Below are 22,458 nucleotides of genomic sequence, written 5' to 3'. Positions count from 1 at the left end.
TTCCGCTCAACCGGTCTGAGCGGCGGGCGCGGCGGCCTCGGAGTCCTTCCCGTTCGCCGCGGAAGGCACCTCCGGGGACTGTTCGGAGGGCTCCTCCTGCGCCTTGCCTGCGGCCGTGTAGAAGACGGCGCTGCCCTGCTTGGAGCGCTCTGCCTGACCCCTGGCGACCAGATTTTCGAGCGTGTTGCGCACGACGGTCGCCTTGACGCCTCGCTGAGGGTGAGCCTGGCCGAGGGCGGTGGTGATCTCCGCAGCCGAGCGAGGTTCGTTCGTCCCGGTGAGGTGTTCGTGCACCAGGTCCACGAGGGTGGGCTGCTTGTCGGCCTTCGTCTTGTCGGCCGCAGTCCCGGGCTGCGTCTGTGTGGCCGTCTTCGTCTTGGCCTTCGGCTGCGCCTTTGCCTGCGCCTTTGCCTGCGATGCGGCGCTCGTATTCGCCGGGCTCGCGTCGGCGGCCGACTTCTTCCGCCGGCTCTGCTTGGCCTTGCCGGACCCGGACGTGGTACGACGAGAAGCGGCCGGCCTCGGAGTGGCGGCTCCCCCTACGCCGGAGCGGGCGGCGTTCTTGCGGGGGCCCGGGACATCAGCTGTGGTGGCGGGCACCGGGGGGGCCGGGTCGCGGGGTGTGAGGGCGAGCGCCTCCCGCATGTTCACCAGCACCGCGTGGTCCCGCTGCAAGCCGGCCAACTTCTCCTGCAGCGCCTCGATTTCTGAGCTGACGCGTGCCTGCTCGTGCATATTGGATTCAAGGTCGGCCGTGACTTTGGTGGCGTACTGCGAGGCCAGTTCACTGTAAGACGCTGTCGCGTTCTCGGGCATATGGTTGACCCTTTCCTGGGCAGTCGTGGGACTGCCGCATACGTATGCCAGTTGGGCCGCGAGACTATCCGAAGCGTTGCTGTTCAGCTGACTGCCATGCTGTCATGTGCCGCGGTCCACGCTTGATGCGCTCGCCATCCACAAGGGCACGCAGATCGACAACGACCGTGTTCGAGGCGGGTATTGCCGACGCTCGAACTGTCGTCGGTGGCTTCGTGCTTGATGTCTGGTGGCGGGCAAGAAGGGATTCCAAAGGACGTCGGGCTGGGCTTCGGTCGTGCCGGGCCGGCCGCTGGGCGGGGCCATGGCGCGCAAGGCGGTATCGGCATGGCGGTGGGAGCCTCCCGGCGTTGGGTAGTTCGGTCGTAAAGCCCGTCCATCACCCGTCCTGTGCACTGGTAGGCGGCGGCTGGTTACGACCGGCCCCCTGCATCAGGACAGCCGGCCGCGTGTGGGGCAGCGGGCCGAGCATGGGACCCGTCATGGCCAACGCCGCATTCGGCAAGAGGGCACCAGGAGCTGTCCGTACGGCCGCCGCCGGGGGGCGCACGGCGGAGGCGTTGTGCGCCCTGCCCGTACGGCCCGGCCCGCCGTAGCTTCAAGACAACACCGGATTCGACGCCGAGCGAGTAGACGAGGAGACGGGCGTGGAGCGGCGCAGCGTGCTGACGGCGGGAGTTGCCCTGGGAGCCGGGATGCTCACGGTTTCCACATCTGCGTGGGCGGCCCCGGCGCCGCGACTGTCGGCCGGCGACATCGCGGCGGCGCGCCGACTGTTCGCGGCCGGCGATTATGCCCGGCTCGGCCGGGTGCTGCCGTTGCTCTTGGACGCCGCCGCGCGCAGCACCGACCGCGGCCCGGCCGGCGTCGCCCGGGCCGCCGACGTGTGGGTGCTGGCGTCCCATCTGGAGGTCAAGCAGGGTCGCGCCCAGGCCGCTGGCGCGTTCGCGGCCCGGGCCGTAGACGCGGCCCGCCGCTCGGGCCAGGCGCTGGTGCTCGCCGCGGCGGCCCGTGCGGCCGCGACCCCGCTGCGACGCACCGGCCGTACCGACGAGGCCCTGCACCTGCTCCAGGAGGCGCTCGCCCACCTGACGGCCGGCCCCCGGCCCACGGCCGCCGAGCTGGACGCGGCGGGCATGGCGGCGCTCACCGCCGCCTACACCGCTGCCCAGGCCCACCAGCGCGTCCTCGCCCTGGACCTCGCGGCCCAGGCCGAGCAGACGGCCCGCCGCCTGGCCAGCCTCCCGCTCACCGGCGCCCGGCCCCGTCAGCTGACCGCCGGGCAGTGCCTGCTGTACCGGATTGAGATCCACCGCCACCTCGGCGACCTCGGCGCCGCCCTCGCCCACGCCCGCCGCCTGCAGCCCGAGACCCTGCCCACCGCCGAACGCCGCGCCCGCGCCGCCACCGACACCGCCCGTAGCCTGCTCGACGCCGGTGACACGACGGCCGCCTTCGCCCAGCTGCGCCTCGTTGAGCTCGCCGCCCCGCTTGAGGCCCGCCGCCCATCGGTGCGGGCGCTGACCGCACGGGTCGCCGAGCTGCGCCCCGACTTGCCGGGCCTGAGCGACTACGCGGCACGCACCGCGGTGTCCCCCTTCTGGCCTGCTGGAACGCTGACGCGAACCCCACCGGCCGAAGGCCGCCTGACGCCCAGGCCCGTACGGCTTCTCGAACCGTGCCAACACCGGGGCCGCCCATCAGCAGCCGTTGCCGACGGTGTCGCCCCGCGTCCTTGCACCTGCCGGTGTTGCTGGGGAGTGCGCCGGTGCTCCGTCGATCGTCCGCACGGGCAGCTTCAGGGGATCAGCCAGTGGGGTCCGGTCGTGGGGTCGTTGACCCAGATGAATTGCGTTGCGCCGTTGTCGGTGACGGTCATGCCGAAGTCGTACAGGTCGGGGCTGCCCAGGTTAAGCCATGTGTCCCAGGCCGTCTCCAGTTCGTCGGCCAGGCGTCGGGGGCCGCCCTGAGTGGCGATCGTCCGGCCGCCGCCGATGGCCGAGAGCGCGGCCCAGGACTGCTCGGTGTCGTGGATCCAGGCGTTGAGGCCGTCAGCGTCGTAGGCGAGCGTCATCCGCAGATGAGGCAGGGCGACGCGCAGCGCGAACCGCAGGTGCGCGTTGTCGTGGAGCGGGGTGAGGTCGCGGAGGAAAGGGCGCTCCTGCTCCGGTTCGCTGCGGGCGCGTACCTGTGCGAAGTCGCTTTCGCGGCGCAGCCCTTCGCGGTCGGGCATGAACTGGGCCAGGCCCTGGACCCATCCGGTCGCGGACCGGCCGTCGTCGGCGACGGTCAGCGCGAGGTGTCCGAGTCGGCCCCAGGGGGTGACGATGCGTCCGCCCGGCCGTGTCTGTGCGATCCAGGCCCACGGGATCCGCTCGACGGCGTAGGTGGCGATGACCCGGTCGTAGGGTGCTGCGGGGGCCCATCCCTGATTGCCGTCACCGACTTCGACGCGCGGGGTGAGTCCGGCTGCGGCGAGTGCCCGGCGTGCCGCGTGTGCCAGGTCGCAGCTGGCCTCGACGCTGACGGTGCGATCGGGTCCGGCCCGCCGGCTGAGCAGGGCTGCGTTCCATCCGCTGCCTGTTCCCAGCTCCAGGACGCGGTGGCCGGGTTCGAGGAGCAGGGAGTCCAGCATGTCGACCACGACGGCCTGGCTGGACAGGCTGGATGTCGGCAGTCCGTCGGTGACCTCGGTGACGGTCGCCGTGTCGGGGCCGGGATACACCTCGCTCGCCCAGCCGGCCGGATCGGTCCGCTGGCTCACCGGCACGTAGGCGTGCCCGTCCCACCGCCACACGCGGTCGGGGGCGAACCGGTGCCGGGGCAGGGCATCGACGGCCTCACGGATCCAGGGGGAGCGTTCGGGCCAGTCGCCCCGCTGCTCCATGGCAGCGGCCAGCGATCGCCGTAGCCTGTCGATGCCGGGTGCGGTCGTCAGCACCGATCCACTACTTCTTGTGCTTGCCCGTACTGGGCGGAGGCGGAGGGACCTGTCCGTCGCTGTTGCCGGGCGGCGGGGTGCCCGTGCCCGGGTCGGCCGGCGGCTTTTCGTGCTTACCCATCGCTGTCTCCCCAAGATCGGCAGGAAAGATGGCTTTTCTATGGTGGGGCTTGTGACGGGTGCTGTCCGCCGGATGCCGGAAATAGCCAACCAACGGCTGAAACCGGCGCGTCGGCGGACAGGCAGAATAGCGGCCCAGGCTGGTGCGGGGTGGGCCGTGGTTGTTGGTGAGGGGCCTGTGCTGCCGTCGGCACCCGCAGAGGAAGTGGCTCGGGCGCCCATCGCGGTGCCGGGTGTGGCGGGGTGGAAGCCGGTCGCGTCCGGGCCACCGCACCGGCGTGTGGTGGCCCTGGGCCGGGTGTCAGGGGGCGGTCAGGAGTTCCTCCAGTGCTTGGGCGGTGCGTGGGTGGTGGGTGAGTAGCGCCGCGCCGGTGGGGGCGGGTGCGGGCGTCTGCCAGCCGTTCTCGCAGCCCAGCAGGTTGGCCAGGGCGTCGCAGGTCGTGGGGTAGGCCGCGAGCAGCGGTACGCTGCCGGGCGCGGCTGTGTGGTCGCGCGGGGGGCGGGCCGTGGCTGTCGCCGGGTCGGTCTGCCAGGGTGGGACCCAGGTGTCCAGGTCGGCCAGCCGGTTGGGGAAGATGCGGCCTGCCTCGCGGATCAGCAGGGGTGCGAGGTCGGCGCCGCTACTGCGCAGGCTGGTGATCAGGGTCGGCAGCCAGGGCAGCAGCACCGGGTCGGGCAGCTGGGCGAAGGCGTTGGAGACGGCCTCGACGACGAAGTCGGCCAGTGCGGGCACGGGTTCCAGCGCGTGGAGGAACCCGCTGAGGTAGTGCGGGTAGGCGGGGATGACCAGGGGGTTGCCGAGCAGTTCCGCGCATCGGGCCCGCAGGTCGGCGCGGGACAGGGTGCCGAGCTGGGTCCGGGCCGCCCACAGCAGCGCCGTCTTCGCCGGGTCCTGGGGGTGTGACTGGGCGACGGCCAGTTCCAGCTGGTTGCGGTCGCAGCCGAGGGACAGGGCGAGGCTTTCCATGCTGAACAGGAAGCCCAGCATGGCCGCGACCTGGCGGACGCTCGCGTCGTCGTCCGTGAACGCCGTCGGCAGCAGCGTGCAGTAGTGCGCGTAGCCGGTCTTGACGAAGGACTCGATCCAGGCGGGCAGGGACGGCTCGGCGGTGCGGTAGTAGGCCAGCAGTCCGCGCACCCGGCGCAGCACCTCGGGGGCGCTGTCGACGCTGCGCTCGGTCGCCAGGACCTCCAGCGCGTGTCGGCCGAGTTCGTCGGCGAGGCGGCGGCTGCGCAGGTACAGGGTGGCGTCCTCGACGGCTTCGAGGACCTTCGCCGTGGTCGCGTGCGGGCCGTACGCGGTGCGGCGCAGCCGCTGTTCGAGGACCTGCTCGATGCTGACACCCTCGTAACCCAGCTCGATCAGGGCACGCTGGTGGGTGCCGAGGGCGAGGTCCCAGGACTCCTGGATGGGGCGCTCACCCAGCTTGCGTTCGCCCATGATGGGGCGGGCGGCACCGTGCGGCATCAGGTGGCACAGCATCCACAGCACGTCCGAGCACTGCTGGAGTTCCGGCCGGGCGGCCATGTCGAGCAGGGCGCGCTGGACGCCGCGCTGCTGGAGCTTAAGGTTCAGCGGAGCGAGCCGGTCGTGCACGTCCCGGGCGAGCGGCGGCAGGGCATCGTAGCCGACCTGGCCGACCCGGTCGCCGCCGAGCATGATCTCCACGAGCCGGCGCACGTCCCGCCGGCCCGGGACGGTGTCCTTCTCGATGCAGGTGACCGCCGCGTCCTGGAAGTCGTACGGCGTCGGCTTGGCCCGGTCGCGCATCCCGGCGAGCAGGATCGACGTCTCGAACACCGCGATGGCGTCGGCGGTGGAGGCAAGGTAGCCGTTGCGGCGGGCGGCACGGACGATCTCCACGGACCAGCCGAGCAGTTCGGCCTCGTCGAGGCGGTCCAGGACAGGGGGCCGCTGCAGGAACCCGGTGAGCCGGTCGGGGGCCGGCCCCTGGTCGGCCGGTGCCGGTGCGGCGGGGGCCGACGCGGCCTTCTTCGCTGCCTTCGGTGTCTTGGTGCCGGCCTGTCCGGCGAGCCGGTAGGGCTTGACCCGAGTGCGCTTGAGGTTCTTCGCCCACTGGGTCGCGGCGATGGACACCGACCCGGCGGCGAGGCCGAACTGCGCCTCGATCGCCGCGTGGCTGGAGGGGATCAGTCCGTGCTGCCACTTGGTGGCGCTCGGTGGCGTGATCGCGAAGGTGTTGGCGCCGTGGACGCCGAACTCCTCGACGCGGCTGGCCGCGTGGAAGGCGCCGCACACGTACAGGGCGTCCGCCGGATCGGTGCCGGTCGCGGCCAGGTGCTCACGCATCCGCGTCCACATGTACCGCTCGCGGTCCTCGTCAATGCGGACCTGGTGTGCCTCGCCGGGGGCAAGGCGCCGGAAGAGGCTGCCGATCAGCAGCATGACCTGGCGGTAGGTGTCGTGGTCGCTGTCGCCGAGCGGCAGTTCGACGTACTGGTGCCACCACTCCGACCAGTGCCGCACCCGCCCGTGCCGCAGCAGGTGCTCCTCCAGATCGGCGAAGCGCGGGCGCAGGTCGCCGATCTCGACGCCGACCGCGTCGCCGTGGAGTGCCGCCTCCTCCTCAGCGGGCGGTGCATCCGGGTCGGCGAATGCGGTGGAGTCGTTCCTGCTCTCCTGCCACTGGAAGACGTGGTCTGAGGAGCGGTCCACGAGGACGAGTTCGACGCCCGGGGCGTCCAGGGCGTAGGCGATCGCCTGGTACTCGGCCGACGCCTCGGTGATCGGGGCGACGACCGACAGCGGCGCCCACTCGGCGGGGAAGCCGTCGACCTCGGTCGCGAACGCCTGCACCGCGACCGGGAGCCGGCAGTTGCGCAGCTCGGTCAGCAGCGGCGCCATGTCCTCGCACAGTTCCAGGTAGACCACCTTGGGCTGCTTCTCGCGCAGCCGGCGCGCCATGGCCAGCGCGGAGGCGGGCGAGTGATGGCAGACCGGGAAGATCTCCAGCGGTTCGCGCACCGCGCGGTCGACGTCGTCGACGATGCCGAGGAGGATGCCCTCCAGGGCGTCCGGGCCGCCGGCGAACGCGGCGGCGGCTTCCTGCAGCTGGCCGCGCAGGGCGGAGAAGGTTCCCTCATTCACCGTGCTCTCCATGGTGCTGGTGCGGGCGGTCACGACAGGGTGGCGATCGCGTCGCGGCCGCCTTCGAGGAACTCCGGCCAAGAGCCGCCCTCTTCCTTGCTGCGCGGCTCGACGACGCCGTGCAGGTACTTGTTGAGGATGGCAAGGTCCTCCGGTTCGCGCCGGGCGAGCGAGCCGACCAGCGAGGAGGCGAGGGTACGGGCGGTCAGGGAGCGCTCGCCAAAGAAGTTGCCGTGCAGGACCGCGTCCTCCAGCACGCCGATCTGCTCGGCGGTGGACAGCGCGGACTCCAGCTTTTCGTCGTCACTGCCGGCCGCGGCGGCGGAGGCGCGCAGGTCGGCGAAGCTCTGCAGCAGCACGTCCAGCAGGGTGGGCGGCACGTCGAGCTCGATGTGGTGACGGCGCAGCAGTTCCTCGGTGCGGAAGCGGACGATCTCCGCCTCGCTCTTCTTGTTGGTGACCACCGGGATGCGCACGAAGTTGAAGCGGCGCTTGAGCGCGGAGGACAGGTCGTTGACGCCCCGGTCGCGGCTGTTGGCGGTGGCGATGACACTGAAGCCGGGCTTGGCGAAGACGATGTTGTCGCTGTCGAGTTCGGGCACCGAGATGTACTTCTCGGAGAGGATGGAGATCAGTGCGTCTTGGACGTCGCTGGTGGAGCGGGTGAGTTCCTCGAAGCGGCCGATGACGCCCTGTTCCATCGCGGTCATGATCGGCGAGGGGATCATCGACTCGCGGGACTGACCCTTGGCGATGACCATGGACACGTTCCACGAGTACTTGATGTGGTCCTCGGTGGTGCCGGCCGTGCCCTGCACGACGAGGGTGGAGTTGCGGCAGACGGCCGCGGCGAGCAGTTCGGCGAGCCAGCTCTTGCCGGTGCCGGGGTCGCCGATCAGCAGCAGGCCGCGGTCGGAGGCGAGGGTGACGATGGCGCGCTCGACGATGCCGCGGTCGCCGAACCACTTCTGGGAGATCTCGCGGTCGAGGCCGTCGGCTCGCTCGGAGCCCAGGATGAACAGGCGGATCATCTTGGGGGACAGTCGCCAGGAGTAGGGCTTGGGGTTGTCGTCGATGGACTCCAGCCAGTCCAGTTCCTCGGCGTACTTGATCTCGGCGGGGGCGCGCAGCAGGTCGGACATGTCGATGGCCTTTCGGTGACAAGAGGAAGACAGAGGTATGCGTGCTGGGAGGCGGGGTCGGCTCAGGTGAGGAACGACTTCAGTTCGTGGACGAGCTTGCGGATGTGACCGGAGATCACCGGTGTGCCGAGGTCCTTGAAGCGTTCCCTGAACCACGGGTTGACGCTGCCACGGCCGGAGCTGGTCACCGAGCCGACGGGGATGAACCTCGCTCCGGAGCGGTGGATGGCGGCCATCGACTCGAACAGCGGCTCGGAGCGCCATTCGTAGAAGTCGGAGATCCACACGACGACCGTGTTGCGCGGTTCGGCGATCTTGGGCTGGGCGAGGGCCATGGCGACCGTGCCGTCGGTGCCGCCGCCGAGGTTGGTGCGCAGCAGGGTCGCGAAGGGGTCGCTCACCCAGGGGGTGAGGTCGAGGGCCTGGGTGTCGTACGCGATGAGGTGGACGTCCACCTTGGGCAGGCCGGCGAAGATGGACGCCAGGATGGTGCAGTTGACCATCGAGTCGACCATCGAGCCGGACTGGTCGACAACCACGATCAGCCGCTGGGGGGTCGTCTTGCGGGCGGTGTGCCGGTAGTAGAGACGGTCGACGTAGAGCCGCTCCTCCTCGGGGTCCCAGTTGGTGAGGTTCTTCCAGATCGTGCGGTCGAGATCGAGGTTGCGGAAGACCCGCCTGGGCGGGACCGACCGGTCCAGGGCGCCGACGGAAGCCTTCTCGACCTGGGTGCGCAGGACGTCGGCGACCTCGTCGACGAAGCGGCGGATCAGTGCCTTGGCGTTGGCGAGGGCGACGCCAGAGAGGTTGTTCTTGTCGCGCAGCAGCTGCTCGATGAGCGACATGCTCGGGGTGAGCTGTGCGGCGAGCCGGGGGTCGGCGAGGACTTCGCGCAGGTGCATCCGCTTGACCAGGTCGGTTTCCAAGGCGCCTAGTTCGGGGCCGATGACGGGCAGGAGCGTGCTGAGGTCGGGGGTGGGGTGGCCTGCTCCAATGCCGGTGGGGCTCACTCCCCCGCCCGGTCCGCCGGCTGCTCCGGGCCCGGTGCCGCGGCCGGTCCGTCCGCCGCGCAGTTCGCCGGGCTTGCAGCCGAGCGCCCGCTCCAGCCATCCGGCATCCGCCTGCCAGCGGGCGAGCTGCCCGGCGGTGACGGTGCCGCTGCCGGTGGCGAAGACGTTGAGGAGCACCTTGGAGACGAGGGCGGCGCGCCGCACCTCGGCGGCCCGGTCGCGGCCGTCCTCGTCCGGCTCGGGCACCATCAGGCCGTCGAAGTCGGCGGCCAGTTCGGGGTGGCGCTGCACGACGGCGTCGACGGAGGTCTGCGGGTCGAGCAGGGCGGGCGGCAGGCCGATGTCCTCTACGACGGCGAGGCAGGCGGATTCCAGGCCGGCCTGCTCCTCGGGGTCGAAGAGGCGGGCGAGCAGCCGCCAGTAAAGGACCTGCCGGCGGTTGTCGTCGGAGACGGCCGCCGGGGACTGTCCGGTGGTGTGGTCGGTCATTTCCGCAGCAGCCTTCCCGCGCGTTCGCGCAGCACTGCCACCGCGTCGCTGGCGGCCTTCTCGGCCTTCACCCCGGTCTTGTCGGTGGTGCCGCCGGCCCAGGCGCCCGCGTGCAGGGCGACGGCCTTCTTGCGGACGGTCCTCTCCACGGCGAGCGGCTGGAGGAAGAACCCGTCGCCGTCCCAGCGCAGCAGTCCGATGCAGGCGGTGGACCCGGCGACGGCCTGCGGGGTGAGGGGACCGGCGACGGGGAGGCGGTCGGTGTCGACGGGCAGCCGCTGCCCGGCGAGGGTGAACGTCACCGTCCCGGTCCCGGCGTCCTGTTCGGTGCCGTAGCCCTCCAGGAACACCGGGTGGGCCAGCAGGACCGGGTGGCGGTCGAGGGGTGCGGTGGCCGGGGCCTCCGCGGTGGGCAGGGCGACGCGGGCGGTGGTGAAGGGGTCGACAGGCTCGCCTGGTCGGGCGTGCTCGTCCTGCCAGATCAGGTCGCCTTCTGCGGTGACCGGCATGCCGGTGAGGTCCATGGAGCGGCCCTCACCGGCGGCGGCCAGCAGGCTCATGTGCGGGCGCAGCAACTGCCAGACGCCGGCGCCGAGGACCGTGTCGGGTTTCGGCACGGACACGCTCGCCCTCACCAGCCGGGGCGTGCCGCCGTCGGCGGGTTCGAACACGGCGTGGACCTGCGCCTGGGCGGCGGTGGCGTGTTCCTGCAGGTCGGTGCCGAGGGACAGCAGGCGGCCGGTGAGCGTGTCCGCGGCGGGCGCGGGGACGGCGCCGGGCACCGTGAGGAGCATGCCGCGGGCCCACAGGTCCGCCCAGCGGCGCACCGGTATCCGCTCCAGGGTCGCGCCCGGGCAGGAGGCGGCGAGTTCGGCGGCGAAGCCGTCGAGGAGGGCGGCCAGGCGGCGCAGCGCCGGCTCGGGCAGCATCGCGGAGACGACCTGCGAGGAGCCGGAGACCACGTCGTGGTCGAGGCCCTGCCAGCCGGTGCGGGCCAGGTCGCAGAGCCAGGAGCGGGCGGCGGCGAGCAGGTTCGGCGCCTGCTCGGCGGGAGCGGCCGGTGCGGGGGCGTCGGCGCGGGTACGGTCGGTCGCCTCGTCCGCGCGGGCGGCCAGCGCGTCGTGCGCGGCGCCGAGCAGGGCGGTGCGGGCAGCGGCGAGCGCCAGGAGGTGGTCCTCGCCGGCAACACCGGCCGCGGCCTTGTCGGCGGCCTCGGCGACGCGCGCGGCGAGCGGGCTGGCGGCGACCGCGTCGGCGAGAGCGAACAGCCCCTCGGCGTCGGCGGGGTGAGGCCGAAGGAGGCCCTTGGTCAGGGTCCGGTCGAAGGCGTCGACGGCGGCGAGGGCCTCGTCCAGGCCGTCGACGGGTCCGTTGAGCAGGTCCATCCGCATCAAGCCACCTCCCTGGTGGAGGCAAACCACTGCATCTCCGGCACCGGGGCCGTGGTGGGCGGCAGTTCGAGATAGGCCAGGTGGCGCAGGAACCGGCTGAAGACGGAGGCGGCGGCCTTGCTGCCCGCCGGGAAGGGCTTGGTCCCGCTCATGGTGAGGTGGAGCGACTGGGCGGTCGGCTCCCCGTCGGCGACGTCGACGCGCAGGTAGCGGGCGACGCGCTCGGCGCCGTACTGCACCACCGCTTCGCCAATCAGGGCGCCGATGTGGTTGCAGAAGCCGCCCCGGGCCCCGCCGCAGGGGCGGTTGTTGTTGGTGCTGCACGCGTAGGCGTACGTCCCGGCGGCGACCGAGGAGACGTACACCCTCTCGATGGCCGACCCGCTGGAGACGACGCCTTGGAGGCGCCCGTCGGCCAGTTCCACGAACGGCACCTTGGCGAGCTTGCGCGGCCGGGCGGGCGGGATCACCCGCACCATGCTCGACCTCTCGAAACCAGACAACGCACCATCTCCTTCGCAACAGCACAAGGGAAGCCCCAACGCCGGACCGGCGGGACATCGACCAAGCTAGCGGGCCCCACTGACAACGCCCCCTTCGCGCACAGGCGGTCCCCCGGCTCCCGGCCCGTTCATCCGCTCGGGCACGTAGAAGGAGAGCGTGTCGTTGCCGTCGAACAGCGCCGCGAGTTCACGCTGCTTCCAACTGGCCGGTCCTTCACCGGTCGCAGCTGCTGCGCATGCAGATTGCGCAGGTGCTCTGGCCCCGGCCGCGGGTGTTCCACCGAGGTTCGCGCAAACCCTGGTCTCGGCCCCCGTGCGTTGCCCGGACGAGATCCGCGACCCCCACCAGGGGGCGGTCAGCGGCCCGCGCGGTCTTGCCTGTCGGCAAGCGGGTCACAGCTGTTTGCGCAGTGCCCGGTTGATGGACGGGTCCCGGCCGGGCCTGTAGGGCGGGATAGGGTGGTAGCCCTCGCAGTGGTAGAGGGCGAGCGCGGCACGGTTGTCGACGCCGGTTTCCAGCTGGGCAACGTGAAATCCCTGGGCGCGGGCGTCGTCTTCCAGCAGGCGCAGGATGCGGCGCCCGAGCGACAGCCCGCGAAAGGCGGGACGTAGGTACATGCGTTTGATCTCCGCTGTCTGCTCGTCCAGGCGCCTCCATCCTCCGCATCCGGCAGGTTCCCGGTGGGCGGTGCGGGCCAGGAGGAACAGCCCGTGGGGTGCGGTGTAGTCCTCGGGTGGGGTGGCGGATGGGTCGTCGGCGAATCCGTACAGGGCCATCTGGGCGGCCTGGAACTCGGCGAGGAGTTGCCGGACGCCGGCGTCGTCGTACGGCGCGGCTTCGATGGTGCACGGGCCGGTGCGCTGGTGAGCGTGTGCGGTCATGTGTGTGACAGTGCCCGGTCGACGGCTTCGAGCGCATGGGCGTGTCCCGCGGTCCGCAGGCGCCGGCCCGCCTGGTTGCGCAGGGCTCGCAGCAGAGCGCGGCAGCGCGGGGACTGCACTCCGCCCAGGCCGGTGGCTACGTGGGTGAGGACGGCGGCGGTGGTTTCGGTGTCGCGGACGAGGAGGTGGGCGCGGGCCAGGTGGATGCCGTGCAGGACGGCGGAGCGGTGGTAGCCGGCCTCGCCGCCTTGTCTGACATGGGGGGTGAGCAGGTCGGACGCTTCGGTGAGCAAGGTGCGAGCGCGGGTTCGCTGGGAGTGGGTGGTGGCGAGTTCCACCAGGGCGTGGCCGGTTTCGGCGGCCAGTTGGTCGTCGGTGAAGTAGTACAGGCTGGGGGGATCGTCGGGTGTGCGGCGGGTGATCAGGGCGCGGCATTGATCGTGTGTGCGGCGGAAGCGGTCGATGTCGCCGGCCGCGGCGTGTGCGGTGGCGAGGCGGCCGAGCGCGCGGGCGCGGACGAGGGGGAGGCTGCGGGCGGCGTGTTCGACCGCGGCGGTGGCGTAGCGGAGGGCTTCTTGGGGGTGGCCGGTGGCGGCGTGCTGGTAGGCGAGCATGCCGAGGATGTTGGAGAGGGTGTCGGTATCGTCTGCGGCGCGGGCGAGGCGCAGGGCGAGGAGCTGGTAGCGCTGGGCGGCGGCGGTGAGGTTGCTGTCGAAGGCCATCCAGCCGCCGAGCTGGGACAGGCCGGCGGCGTTGTGCAGGAGCCGGGTGCGCAGGCCGGGGGTGTGGCTGCTGGTGCGCAGCAGGAGGATGACCTCGCTGAGGGCGATGCGGACGCGGCGCTGGGGCAGCGGGCCTCCCCCGGTCTGGTCGTCGAGATGCCGCAGGGAGGTGAGGTGTTCCTCGAGCAGGGTCATCATCGCGGGTTCGACGCGGGGTGCGGAGCGCCGCATGGCGCAGGCCTGGCCCGGGGGCTGGTGTGTGGCATCCCAGACGGCTGTGAACAGGGTGGTGGGGGCGGCGAGTTGGGTGTCGGCGTGGACGGTGGTTTCGGCGCTCCAATGGGCAGCGGCGTTGAGTACGTCGGGCAGGCGGCGGTGGCCGAGAAGTTCGTCGGCAGCCGACAGGACGGGCCGGGGCCGGGTGGACGGGCCCCAGAGGTCGTCGGCTGTGACCGTGGTGCCGGTGGCCTCGGACAGGGTGAGCGCCACAAGCGAGCGGACCTGGGGTGAGCGTGGCATGGACCCGGTGCACCAGTTGTAGGCGGCGGTGGGGTGCAGGGCGGGCAGGCCCGTCGCGTCCAGCTTGACGTTGACGGCCCGCACCAGCTGCGGGGCGTTGAGATGGGAGCGGGCCAGGGCGGCGGTGAACGGTATGCCGGGCGGTGCGGCCGTCGGGCGCGGCCGCAGGCTTCTGTGGGGCATGGGGGTTCCGGATTCGGTGATGGCGGCGAGGCGCAGGGCTTGATCAGGGGTTGTCACGATCCGCCGGTGCGGATCTCGGTTGTCGTGCCGCGGTGGGTGGTGTGGCGGGTGCCGGTGGCGTGAGGTGGGTGCTGATCCGTCTGCATGGGCTGGTCCCGTTCGAAGGTGGTGGTGCTGTTGACCCCCGATTTCGTTGCCGAGTTGCGTGCTCACGTCGGCCCCGGCTTTCTGCTGTGGCTGCCTGGGGTGAACGCCGTGGTTCATGACGGCCAGGGCCGTGTGCTGCTGCATCGTCGGTCGGACACCGGTGAGTGGTCGCTGCTGTCGGGCATCCTCGAGCCCGGTGAGGCGCCGGCCGACGGTGTCGTGCGCGAGGTGCGGGAGGAGACCGGCGTGCCGGTCGTGGTCGAGAGGCTCGTGGCGGTGACGGTGTCGCCGCGCATCACGCATCCCAACGGTGACCGTGCGCAGTATCTGGAGCTGCTGTTCGTGTGCCGGCCGGACGGTGAGGGGCATCGGGCGCGGGTCGCGGACGACGAGTCCCTGTGCGTCGCCTGGTTTCCGCGCCGGGCGCTGCCCGCCATGCGGCCGTACGTCGCCGAGCGGATCGCCCTGGCCCTGGACTACCAGGGCCAGGGCGCGGTGTTCACGCCGGCCGGCCGGTGAGGCCCGGCAGGTGGCGTATGACGTCGAACGCCTCGGCGGCGTCCACGCCGACTTCCGCTCCGCGGACGCGCACCTGGTGCTCCAGTGCCTTGATCGACCTGGTGTGGGGCCAGGGCCGCAGCTCGGAAGCGTAGATCTCAAGGGCTTGCCGCCTCAAAGCGAGTGCGTCGTCGGTGAGGGGCTGGAACCAGGTGGGCCGGAGCGGCTGGTGGATGCCCCATTCGGTGGCGGAGCGTACTTCCCAGGCCAGAACGGTGCGGACGCTGGTGCCCGGCTGCGGCCGTGTCGCCGCGGCCACCGCGGTGGCGGTCAGCTGGTGGTCCCGGCTCAAGTCGGCGGCGCTGTGGCTGTAGACGATCGTGGGCCGCCAGCCGCGCACGGCGTCCTCGACCGTCTGGGCGAGCCGCAGCTGCGGCACGGTGTCGAACCGGTTGTCCGGAAGATCTCCGAGGGCGAGTTCGGCACCGTAGAGGTCGGCGACCTTCTGGGCGCAGGCCGTCCGGTGTGCCTGAACCTGGGCGTGGTCGTGGGCGGTGCCGGGCCGGCTCGTGCCGGAGGTGCTGAGGATCAGCAGCATCACGGGGTGTCCGGCGGCCCGGTGGACGGCCAAGGTGCCGCCCGCGCCCAGGATCTCGTCGTCGGCGTGCGCGGCCACGGCCAGTACCCGCTCGACGGGGTGGTCGGTCACAGGAATCGGTCCTCTCTCGTGCGTGCTCCCACGGAGCCAGCTGCTGCTGTGCGGCCGGCCCCTGCGGGGCGCCTCGGTGTTCAGGGTGTTCGATTGGGATGGAGGAGATCAGGGTGTTCGATGGTGTCGACGTGCGGGTGGGGCGTCAGCGGATCGGGGCCGGGGTGCGGATCGGCGCGGGGTCGGTGATCGTCGCCGACGAACTCGTCCTGCGGGACGGGGTGGTGATCGAGGCGGGCTGTGATCTGCGCGCGGCGCGGATCGAGCTGGCCGAGGAGGTGCAGGTCGGGGCGGGCTGCCGGGTGCTGGCCGCCGACGGGTTCACAGCCGGTGCGGGCACGCGGCTGGACGCGGCCGCGGACGTGGTGTGCCGGAAGCTGACGGTGGGCGCCGGCACCTACATCGGCCTGCGGTGGCAGGTGGGTGCGGGCGCGTCGATGGAGGAACACTCCACCGTCACCGTCGGCGACGGCTGCCAGCTCGCACCGGACGTCACGCTCAACCCGACCGAGCCCATCACCATCGGCAACAATGTCGGGATCAGCCCCCAGGTCACGATCTTCACCCACGGCTACCACTCCGGGCACGCGGTCCGTGAGGGCCACCAGGCGGCCTTCGCCGGCGTACGCGTGGAGGATGCGGTGTGGCTCGGGTTTCGGTGCACCGTCCTGCCGGGCGTGACCGTCGGCGCCGGGACGGTGGTGGCGGCCACCGCCACCGTGACCGCCTCTCTGCCCCCGGGCGTGCTGGCGGCCGGCGTGCCCGCGAAGGTCAAACGACGCCTCGAACCGCAAGCCCTCGACGCGGCGGCCCGCCGCACGGCCGTGGAGGACCTGGTCAACCGGTGGCTGCACCGCTTGGCCTACAAGGGACTGCACGTGACGCCCGCCGGCACCAAGGGGGCGTGGCAGGTGCGGGACAAGGACGGTCAGCAGCGGCATATCCGGCTCACCCCGGCTGGCGGGCCCCTGCACGTCACGGTCGAAGGCCGGGCCGGGACCGCGGTGTTCGACTTCGGTGAACCCCTGTCGATCGTGGGAGATCTGGATGCCGTGGGGCACGACCTGCGCGACTTCTGCCGGCGCGCCACCTGGTCGTTCCCCTACCCGGTGAACTCCACCGGCATCGTCCCCCACCGCTTCGCCCGGCTCCTCACCTGATACGTCACCAGCCGGAGGCGCGGCCGCGGTCACGTCTGCCCTCCGGCGAGGTGGGCGGCCAGGTCCGGGGAGATCACGGTGCCCGCGCCGTTCAGGACCTCGTGTAGCTGGCCGGTGGTACGCGGGCCGATCACCGGCACCACCCGGGCACGGGTGGAGGCCCGCAGGCAGGCGAGCGCGAGGCCGGGAACGCTGACGCCGAGCCGGACGGCCGCCGCCCGCAGCCGCTCACGGCGCACGGTGTTGTCCGTGGTGGCGTAGGTGGCCTGGTGGTGGGCGGCGTGCCGTCCGCTGTGCGCGTCGGTGAGGTACCCGGCGGCCAGCGTCCGGTAGGGCATGAGCGTCAGCCCGGCTGAGGCGGCCAGGTTGAGGTGGTCGGGGCCGGCCTCGACGAGCCACGGCTCGGCCGGGGGCTGCGCGCGGCGTGCCAGGCTCCACAGCGGCTGGCTGATGCGGGGCCTGGCCAACTGGTTGCGGTCGGCGTAGCGGATCCATGCCTCGAGGCGGCTGGTGGTCCAGTTCGAGGCGCCGACATACCGGGTGGTGCCGTCGGTGACGAGTTGGTGCGCGGCGTCGGCGATCTCGCCGACGGGGACGGCCGGGTCGTCGCGGTGCCAGAGGAGTCCGGTCAGCGGGCGGCCGAGCGTTTCGGCGGACCGGTGGGCGCTGGCGATGAGCGCCGCCGGATCCAGGATGCCGCGCTCGGGCCGGGCCGGGTCCAGGCCGGCCTTGCTCACCACCGCCGCCGACGCTCCGGAGGCGGCCAGCCACCGCCCGATCAGCGCCTCGGCCTGGCAGCCGCCGGAGGTGGGTCCGTAGGTGGGGGCGGTGTCGATGATCTGGCCGCCCAGCGCGCAGAAGGTGTCCAGCAGTTGCCGGGCCTGGCCCGGTGGCACCGTGGACCCGTACTCGAAGGTCCCCAGCGCCACCAGGCCCGTATGGAGGGTGTGGCTGGTCATCGGGCGGTGAGGGCGGGCCGGGCCGCGGCGCGCCGGTCGCGGGTGTCGGCCAGCGCATCGCGCAGGTCCCGGCGGGGCACGGGCCCGTAGAGGCTTTCGAAGCGGCGCATGTCGGCGGTGAAGGAGGAGATTTCGTTGGGGCGCGGCGCGGTGTGCTCGATGCTGCCGCGGCCCGTCAGGGCGATGATCTGCTGCGCGAGCTGGAGGATGGTGGTGGTGTGTCCCGATCCCACGTTGAGGGCCGGCGGCAGTTCGCGGCCGGCCAGGATCCGCCGGAGCATCCCGATGGTGTCGTCGATGTGGGTGAGGTCCCTGGCCTGCGATCCGTCGCCCTCGACCGGCAGCGGGCGGCCGTCGGCGGCCGCGTCCAGGAACGCGGGAACGACCGCGTCATCCCCCTCGAAGGGTCCGAAGGTGTTGAACAGCCGTATCGTGGTGAACTGCTGGCGGTCGGCGGGCGTCATCAGCCGGTACACCTCGGTGAGGTGCTCGGTGGCGGCCTTGCCGACCGCGTACGGGGAGCGCGGGCGCAACGATGCGGTCTCGGCGAGCGGTCCGGGCTGGTCGCCGTAGACCTCGCAGCTGGTGGCCAGCAGTAAGCGGCGCGCGCCGGATGCGGCGAAGACGGTGAGCAGGTGCCGGTCGACGGCGGTGTTGTGTCCGAAGGTGTCCGCGTGGAAGGAGGCGGGGACGGATTTGTGGGCGGCGAGGTGGACGATGGTGTCCACGCCGTCCAGGTCTTCGGGGGTCAGGGAACGGACGTCGCGTGCCTGCAGGCCGGCCGGGCGGGGCCGCCAGGAGGGCACGGACAGGTCGTCGACCGGGGTGACGTGGGTGCCGTCGGCGCGCAGTGCCTCGGTGAGGGCGGAACCGATGAACCCGGCGGCGCCGGTGATCAGAACGTGATCCACAGCAGCATGCTCCTTACAGGGACTTCAAGAAGGACTGAAGGAAGGTGTTGTCGGTGTAGGTGTGGGTGGTCAGGCCGAGCGCGGACGCGGCGCGGGTGACCTTGGGGATGTCGTCGACGAGGACCAGGCGCTCGCGCGGTACGTGGTGTGCGGCGCAGATGTGGTCGAAGAAGGAGGGGAGCGGCTTGGTGGTGCCGATCTCGTGGGAGCACACCACCGTGTCGAAGACGTCCAGGTCCCGCTCGTACAGGCGCCGCCAGGCAGGGGCGTGCAGGGCGTTGGTGTTCGACACCGCGACGACGGCCGTGAACCGGTCCCGCACATCCGGGGTGCGCAGCAGCCGCACCAGGTCGGTGTTGACCGGGCCGTAGATCGCGTTCCAGCCCTCGGTCAGCTGCGCGTCGTCCAACTCCAGGTGGAGCAGGCGGCGCAGGTGGGCGAGGTAGGCGGCGGGCTCGATCTCGCCGCGTTCGAACCGGTCGAAGGGGGCGTCGATCTGCCACGCCTCGTGCAGCGCTTGCGCCTGGGTACCGGCCGCCTTCGCCCAATGCTCGATCGCCTGCTGGAAGGAGTAGGTGAAGAACACGCCGCCCATGTCGATCAGCAGAACGGGACGCGGGTCGGTGTCAGGCATGGGTGTCCTCCTGGACGGCGGTGGTGATCAGCCGGGTGTAGTGGCGGGCGAGCTGGGCACGGCGGGGCTTGCCGGTGGAGGTGGCCAGGCCCAACTCCGCCCACATGTCGGCGACGACGCGGACCGCGCCCAGATCCGTCCACGGCACCGCGCCCGCACGCTGGGCCCGGGCGAGCCAGCCGGCGAGATCCTCCTCCAAGGCCCGGACCTGCTCGTCGGGCCAGTCGGCGGTGCGGGGCGCGGACACCAGGGCGACGGTGGCGGGCAGGCCGTCACCCACCAGGCACGCCGCGGCCACACCAGGCTGCGCCAGCAGGTACGCCTCGACGGGTTCGGGCTGGACCAGGCGGCCGCGGGCGGTCTTGAAGGCCGACGCCACCCGGCCCGCCAGTCGCAGCCGCCCGCCACCGTCGTCCAGGGCCACGTCGCCGGTGTGCCACCAGCCCTGGCGGGTGACCGGCCGCATGGCCGGCCAGCGGGTGACGTAGCCGGCCGCGGCGTACGGGCTGCGGATCAGCAACTCGCCGTCCTCGGCCAGCCGGTGCTCGACGCCGACCGCGCGGCCCAGACGGCCGTCGCGGACGTCCGGCTGATGGAAGGCGGGGACGGTGGTCTCGGTGGCGCCGTAGGCCCCGGCAACACGCAGGCCGCAGGCAGCGAGCCGGCCGGCGACCCGGGCGTCCAGCGCGGCGGCGCCGTTGACGGCGAGCCGCACCCCGCCCAGCGCGGCCGCCACACCCGGATCGCGCTCGGCTTCCTGGGCGAGGTGCACCCAGGTGTACGGCACCCCCCACAGCAGCGACGGCCGCACCCGGACCAGCGTCTCGGCCGCCTGGGGCGGGGTGGTGGTGTGCACCGTGGTGCCGAACAGGCACATCAGGCAGTGGCCCATGATCCGCTGGGCAACGTGCTCGACCGGCAGGTACGCCAGCGTGCCCCGGGCGGTCGCGTCGGCAGGCCAGTGCGCACGCCACGCGCGGATCCCGGCGACGAGGTCCTGGTCGTGCAGGATGACGCCGCGCGGGCTGCCGGTGGTGCCGGAGGTGAACACGATCGCGGCTGCGGGCTCACGCCGCTCAGCAGCCCAGGCGCGCGCGGCCCTTCGTCCGGCCGCGCCCGGCTCGGCGGGCCAGGGCCCGGTTTCGGTGAGGCAGTGCACCGGCAGGCACTGGGCGTGTGCGGCATCGAGCACCGGGTGCTCGTGGCCGGGGGCGGTGTCGATGACGGCCGCCGGGTCCAGCATCTGCAGCAGTTGCTGCGGCTGGCCGGGCGGCAGGTGGGCGGGGATGACGGCCGGTACGGCGCCGGCCAGGAGTACCGCGAGGTCGGCGACCGAGAACAGCGGCCCGCCCGCTCCCCGGGCGTGCACCAGTACCGTGCGGCCGGCGCAGCCGCTGCCGTCCCGCAGCCGCCCGGCTGTGTGGACAGCGGCGGCCAGCAGCCGCCCGAACGTCCACACCTGACCGCGCTCACCGCTGATCACGGCGGGCCGCTGCGGTGCCTGGGCGAGGAACGCCTCCAGTAGTGTGCGCGTCACAGGTGCCCTCCTGCGGATCCGGTGAGCATCTGCGCGCCCGCCAGGCGGCGGCCGTGTGCGGCGACCAGGGCGTGGCGGGAGGCGACGGCCGCATCACGCCAGCAGCCCTCCAGCGGGCTGCTGCGGTACAGGCCTGCCGCCCCGGCTGCCTCGAACACGCTCTGGCACACCTCGGCGGACGTCGCCGCCAGGTGCGCGCCCGCGGCCCGCAGCCGGGCCCGGGCGGCGTTTTCGACCTGGCCGCGCACCGCGTCGTGCCACGCCTGGCCGGCCGCCTCTCGCATGAAGGCGGAGGCGGCGGACAGCCGGGCGCTCGCGGCGGCGTAGTGCTCCTGCGCGGCCGGCAGGTGCGCGAGGGAGCCGGTGGCGTGCCGGGGGCGTGCCGTCTGCGCCAAGGCGGCAAACGCCTCCAGGGCCCGTTCGGCCGTGGCCTCAGCGACCGCCGCGATGCACGCGGCCATCAGCCCGTACAGCGGAAACCGGTACAGCGCGCCGTCGATGCGTGCCGGGTCCGTGAGACAGACGCTGTGGCCGGCGGGGACGAGGGTGTCGCAGGACACCGAGTGGGAGGCGCTGCCGCGCAGCCCGACCGCGTCCCAGTCGTCCTCCACGCGTAGCTCGGTGCCGGGCACGAGCCACCACCGCGTCCCTTCCTCGGTCCGGGCGGCGAGCGCGGCGAGCGTGAGCTGGGGAGCGGAGGTGACCAGCGGCCATCTGCCCTGCAGCCGCATCCGGTCCCCGGCGGGGGCTGTGGTGCCGGCCGGGACGGACGACCCGCCGATCACGGGTGCCGCCACCGCTGTCTCGCTCGGCGGGCACAGCTCCTTGGCGAGCGGCGGGTCCAGCCGTGCCAGGAACGCGCCGGCCGGGGCGTGGATCGCCGCCGCCCATCCGGCCGACGGGTCCGCGGCCGCCACCACGCGCACGGCCTCCACGATGTGCGGAGCGCCCCACTCGAGTCCCCCACAGTGCTTGGGGAGTGCGGCCCTCGGAAGGGGGGAGGACCGCAGTGCCTCCCACACCTGTGGGTGCAGGGTGCTGTGCTCCTCGCCGTAGGCGCGGTGGGTGCGGGCGGCCTCGCACACGCCCGCTATATCGTCGGCCACGGTGTGCCGGGTGCCGGACGGCGGTGTGTGGGCAACAGTGGTCATGACTGCCTCCATCGGTTGGGTACATCGGTGATCAGCTGGGCGATCCGGTTCAGGCGCGGCCGGCTCTCGAGGAGGTGGCGCATCGGATCGGCCAGGGCGTCGGGGAGGTCGCTGGGCAGCCAGCCCACTCCCGTGCGGCGGGCGAGCCGCTGTCCGGCGGTGCCCACGAGGTAGCAGGCGAGTGCGGCCGCTTGCGGGGCGGGCAGGCCCTGGGCGAGGAGTCCGGCCGTCACTCCGGCGAGCACATCCCCGCTGCCGCTCTTGGCCAGCGACGGGTGTCCTGCCGTGATCTGGTGCACCAGTTCCGATGAGGTGACGACGCGGTCGACACGGTCCTTGGCCACCACTGCTGTGGCGCCTGTCCGGCCAGCCAGCCGCACCAGGTCCGTCACCGGCAAACGCACCGGTCGGTGGCGTTGCCCGGCGAGGGCGGCTGCCTCGGCCCGGTTCAGCAGCACGACGGCCGCGCCCAGAGCGGCGAGTCGCTGTCGTCCCTGCTCGCCGCCGCCGAGCGACCCGTCGACCACCACGGCGGACGACCGCACGCCGCTGCGGTTCCTGGCCACGCACAGCGCCTCAAGCACCCGGTCCGCTACGGGGCTTCCTCCCAGGCCCGGGCCCACCAGCCACACCACGCGTCCAGCCGCCCCCGTCTGGGCCAGGCGCTGTTCCACCGCGTCTGACGCCCGCACCAGGTCCTCGACGTCTGCCGGGGCCAGCTCCCGGCCGCGGACGGGGAGCATGTGCATGCCCAGTGCGGCCGCTGCGGCGGCCGGACTGGCAGGGGCCAGGACGTAGACCCGGTCCGTGCCCGCTCGCAACGCCCCCAAGCCCGCCAGATACGGCGGCGCCCCGTACATCTGCGACCCTCCGACCACGAACACCATGCCGCCGTCGCCTTTCACGGCCCCCGCCCGGCGCCGCA

Annotated in this window: 18 protein-coding genes; 2 read left to right on the top strand and 16 right to left on the bottom strand. The window is 72.6% G+C overall.

The genetic code is table 11. The annotated features are described in order from the left end of the window. Positions 1-6: 6 nt before the first annotated feature. The 9 genes from HB370_RS38470 to HB370_RS38430 all read right to left on the bottom strand — a co-directional run bounded on the left by HB370_RS38470 (position 7) and on the right by HB370_RS38430 (position 13,827). Entirely contained in the window at positions 7-816 is an 810-nt protein-coding gene (locus tag HB370_RS38470) for a hypothetical protein (protein ID WP_037703323.1), read from the bottom strand. Positions 817-2,614: 1,798 nt separating this feature from the next. Beyond that, positions 2,615-3,757, bottom strand: a complete 1,143-nt coding sequence (locus HB370_RS38465; RefSeq protein ID WP_244405823.1) for a methyltransferase domain-containing protein — start codon at positions 3,755-3,757, stop codon at positions 2,615-2,617. Positions 3,758-4,178: 421 nt separating this feature from the next. Further along, on the bottom strand, positions 4,179-6,998 hold the full coding sequence (locus HB370_RS38460; protein WP_030794099.1) for a DUF5682 family protein: 2,820 nt from the start codon (positions 6,996-6,998) through the stop codon (positions 4,179-4,181). Between the two features lie 17 nt (positions 6,999-7,015). Next, entirely contained in the window at positions 7,016-8,128 is a 1,113-nt protein-coding gene (locus tag HB370_RS38455) for an AAA family ATPase (RefSeq protein WP_030794097.1), read from the bottom strand. Positions 8,129-8,190: 62 nt separating this feature from the next. Next, positions 8,191-9,627: a VWA domain-containing protein gene (locus HB370_RS38450; RefSeq protein WP_030794095.1), complete on the bottom strand. Its 1,437-nt coding sequence runs from the start codon at positions 9,625-9,627 to the stop codon at positions 8,191-8,193. After that, a complete protein-coding gene (locus HB370_RS38445; protein ID WP_030794094.1) occupies positions 9,624-11,018 on the bottom strand; it encodes a hypothetical protein in 1,395 nt (464 codons plus the stop codon). Before HB370_RS38445 ends, HB370_RS38450 begins: the two co-directional genes overlap by 4 nt. Beyond that, positions 11,018-11,497, bottom strand: coding sequence for a hypothetical protein (locus HB370_RS38440; protein ID WP_030794092.1), 480 nt, complete (start codon positions 11,495-11,497; stop codon positions 11,018-11,020). Before HB370_RS38440 ends, HB370_RS38445 begins: the two co-directional genes overlap by 1 nt. 417 nt (positions 11,498-11,914) lie before the next feature. Then, positions 11,915-12,403 (bottom strand): GNAT family N-acetyltransferase, encoded by a 489-nt coding sequence (locus HB370_RS38435; protein WP_078637833.1) that lies wholly within the window; start codon positions 12,401-12,403, stop codon positions 11,915-11,917. Beyond that, the gene (locus HB370_RS38430) at positions 12,400-13,827 is read right to left on the bottom strand and encodes a hypothetical protein (protein WP_051816234.1); all 1,428 of its coding nucleotides are present in this window, start codon (positions 13,825-13,827) and stop codon (positions 12,400-12,402) included. The genes HB370_RS38435 and HB370_RS38430 overlap by 4 nt, the downstream gene beginning before the upstream one ends. A 171-nt stretch (positions 13,828-13,998) precedes the next feature. Here HB370_RS38430 and HB370_RS38425 point away from each other — a divergent pair, with 171 nt between their 5' ends. Continuing rightward, positions 13,999-14,493, top strand: a complete 495-nt coding sequence (locus HB370_RS38425; protein WP_348273529.1) for an NUDIX domain-containing protein — start codon at positions 13,999-14,001, stop codon at positions 14,491-14,493. Here HB370_RS38425 and HB370_RS38420 read toward each other — a convergent pair. Beyond that, positions 14,474-15,181: a PIG-L family deacetylase gene (locus tag HB370_RS38420; RefSeq protein ID WP_030794080.1), complete on the bottom strand. Its 708-nt coding sequence runs from the start codon at positions 15,179-15,181 to the stop codon at positions 14,474-14,476. The genes HB370_RS38425 and HB370_RS38420 overlap by 20 nt on opposite strands. Positions 15,182-15,279: 98 nt before the next feature. Here HB370_RS38420 and HB370_RS38415 point away from each other — a divergent pair, with 98 nt between their 5' ends. Next, positions 15,280-16,341 carry a DapH/DapD/GlmU-related protein gene (locus HB370_RS38415; protein WP_051816222.1) on the top strand — a complete coding sequence of 354 codons (1,062 nt, stop codon included), beginning with the start codon at positions 15,280-15,282 and terminating at the stop codon, positions 16,339-16,341. A gap of 29 nt (positions 16,342-16,370) precedes the next feature. On the opposite strand, the gene HB370_RS38410 is transcribed toward HB370_RS38415, so the two are convergent. From HB370_RS38410 to HB370_RS38385, 6 genes are read right to left on the bottom strand one after another with little or no spacing between them, the layout of a single operon-like run. Then, positions 16,371-17,300 (bottom strand): aldo/keto reductase, encoded by a 930-nt coding sequence (locus tag HB370_RS38410; RefSeq protein WP_078637831.1) that lies wholly within the window; start codon positions 17,298-17,300, stop codon positions 16,371-16,373. Further along, on the bottom strand, positions 17,297-18,211 hold the full coding sequence (locus HB370_RS38405; protein WP_051816220.1) for an NAD-dependent epimerase/dehydratase family protein: 915 nt from the start codon (positions 18,209-18,211) through the stop codon (positions 17,297-17,299). The genes HB370_RS38410 and HB370_RS38405 overlap by 4 nt, the downstream gene beginning before the upstream one ends. 13 nt (positions 18,212-18,224) lie before the next feature. Beyond that, positions 18,225-18,845 carry an HAD-IA family hydrolase gene (locus tag HB370_RS38400; protein ID WP_030794070.1) on the bottom strand — a complete coding sequence of 207 codons (621 nt, stop codon included), beginning with the start codon at positions 18,843-18,845 and terminating at the stop codon, positions 18,225-18,227. Continuing rightward, entirely contained in the window at positions 18,838-20,382 is a 1,545-nt protein-coding gene (locus HB370_RS38395) for an AMP-binding protein (protein ID WP_030794067.1), read from the bottom strand. Before HB370_RS38395 ends, HB370_RS38400 begins: the two co-directional genes overlap by 8 nt. Next, positions 20,379-21,533, bottom strand: coding sequence for a hypothetical protein (locus tag HB370_RS38390; protein WP_106980819.1), 1,155 nt, complete (start codon positions 21,531-21,533; stop codon positions 20,379-20,381). Before HB370_RS38390 ends, HB370_RS38395 begins: the two co-directional genes overlap by 4 nt. Further along, a complete protein-coding gene (locus HB370_RS38385; RefSeq protein ID WP_030794060.1) occupies positions 21,530-22,420 on the bottom strand; it encodes an NAD(P)H-hydrate dehydratase in 891 nt (296 codons plus the stop codon). The genes HB370_RS38390 and HB370_RS38385 overlap by 4 nt, the downstream gene beginning before the upstream one ends. Between the last annotated feature and the right edge of the window lie 38 nt (positions 22,421-22,458).

Origin of the sequence: Streptomyces sp. DSM 40868 (genome assembly GCF_011820545.1) — a bacterium.
Taxonomy (GTDB): domain Bacteria; phylum Actinomycetota; class Actinomycetes; order Streptomycetales; family Streptomycetaceae; genus Streptomyces; species Streptomyces eurythermus.
The sequence above is the reverse complement of the archived record's forward strand: the minus strand, read 5'-3'. Positions and strand labels throughout refer to the sequence as shown.

Bases quoted from the DNA above. Each gene is read 5' to 3' on its own strand.
- HB370_RS38385 (WP_030794060.1), bottom strand. From the start codon at position 22,420: ATGGTGTTCGTGGTCGGAGGGTCGCAGATGTACGGGGCGCCGCCGTAT.
- HB370_RS38470 (WP_037703323.1), bottom strand. From the start codon at position 816: ATGCCCGAGAACGCGACAGCGTCTTACAGTGAACTGGCCTCGCAGTAC.
- HB370_RS38455 (WP_030794097.1), bottom strand. From the start codon at position 8,128: ATGTCCGACCTGCTGCGCGCCCCCGCCGAGATCAAGTACGCCGAGGAA.
- HB370_RS38410 (WP_078637831.1), bottom strand. From the start codon at position 17,300: ATGACCAGCCACACCCTCCATACGGGCCTGGTGGCGCTGGGGACCTTC.
- HB370_RS38435 (WP_078637833.1), bottom strand. From the start codon at position 12,403: ATGACCGCACACGCTCACCAGCGCACCGGCCCGTGCACCATCGAAGCC.
- HB370_RS38400 (WP_030794070.1), bottom strand. From the start codon at position 18,845: ATGCCTGACACCGACCCGCGTCCCGTTCTGCTGATCGACATGGGCGGC.
- HB370_RS38445 (WP_030794094.1), bottom strand. From the start codon at position 11,018: ATGCGGATGGACCTGCTCAACGGACCCGTCGACGGCCTGGACGAGGCC.
- HB370_RS38450 (WP_030794095.1), bottom strand. From the start codon at position 9,627: ATGACCGACCACACCACCGGACAGTCCCCGGCGGCCGTCTCCGACGAC.
- HB370_RS38460 (WP_030794099.1), bottom strand. From the start codon at position 6,998: ATGGAGAGCACGGTGAATGAGGGAACCTTCTCCGCCCTGCGCGGCCAG.
- HB370_RS38390 (WP_106980819.1), bottom strand. From the start codon at position 21,533: ATGACCACTGTTGCCCACACACCGCCGTCCGGCACCCGGCACACCGTG.
- HB370_RS38440 (WP_030794092.1), bottom strand. From the start codon at position 11,497: ATGGTGCGGGTGATCCCGCCCGCCCGGCCGCGCAAGCTCGCCAAGGTG.
- HB370_RS38415 (WP_051816222.1), top strand. From the start codon at position 15,280: ATGGAGGAGATCAGGGTGTTCGATGGTGTCGACGTGCGGGTGGGGCGT.
- HB370_RS38430 (WP_051816234.1), bottom strand. From the start codon at position 13,827: ATGCCCCACAGAAGCCTGCGGCCGCGCCCGACGGCCGCACCGCCCGGC.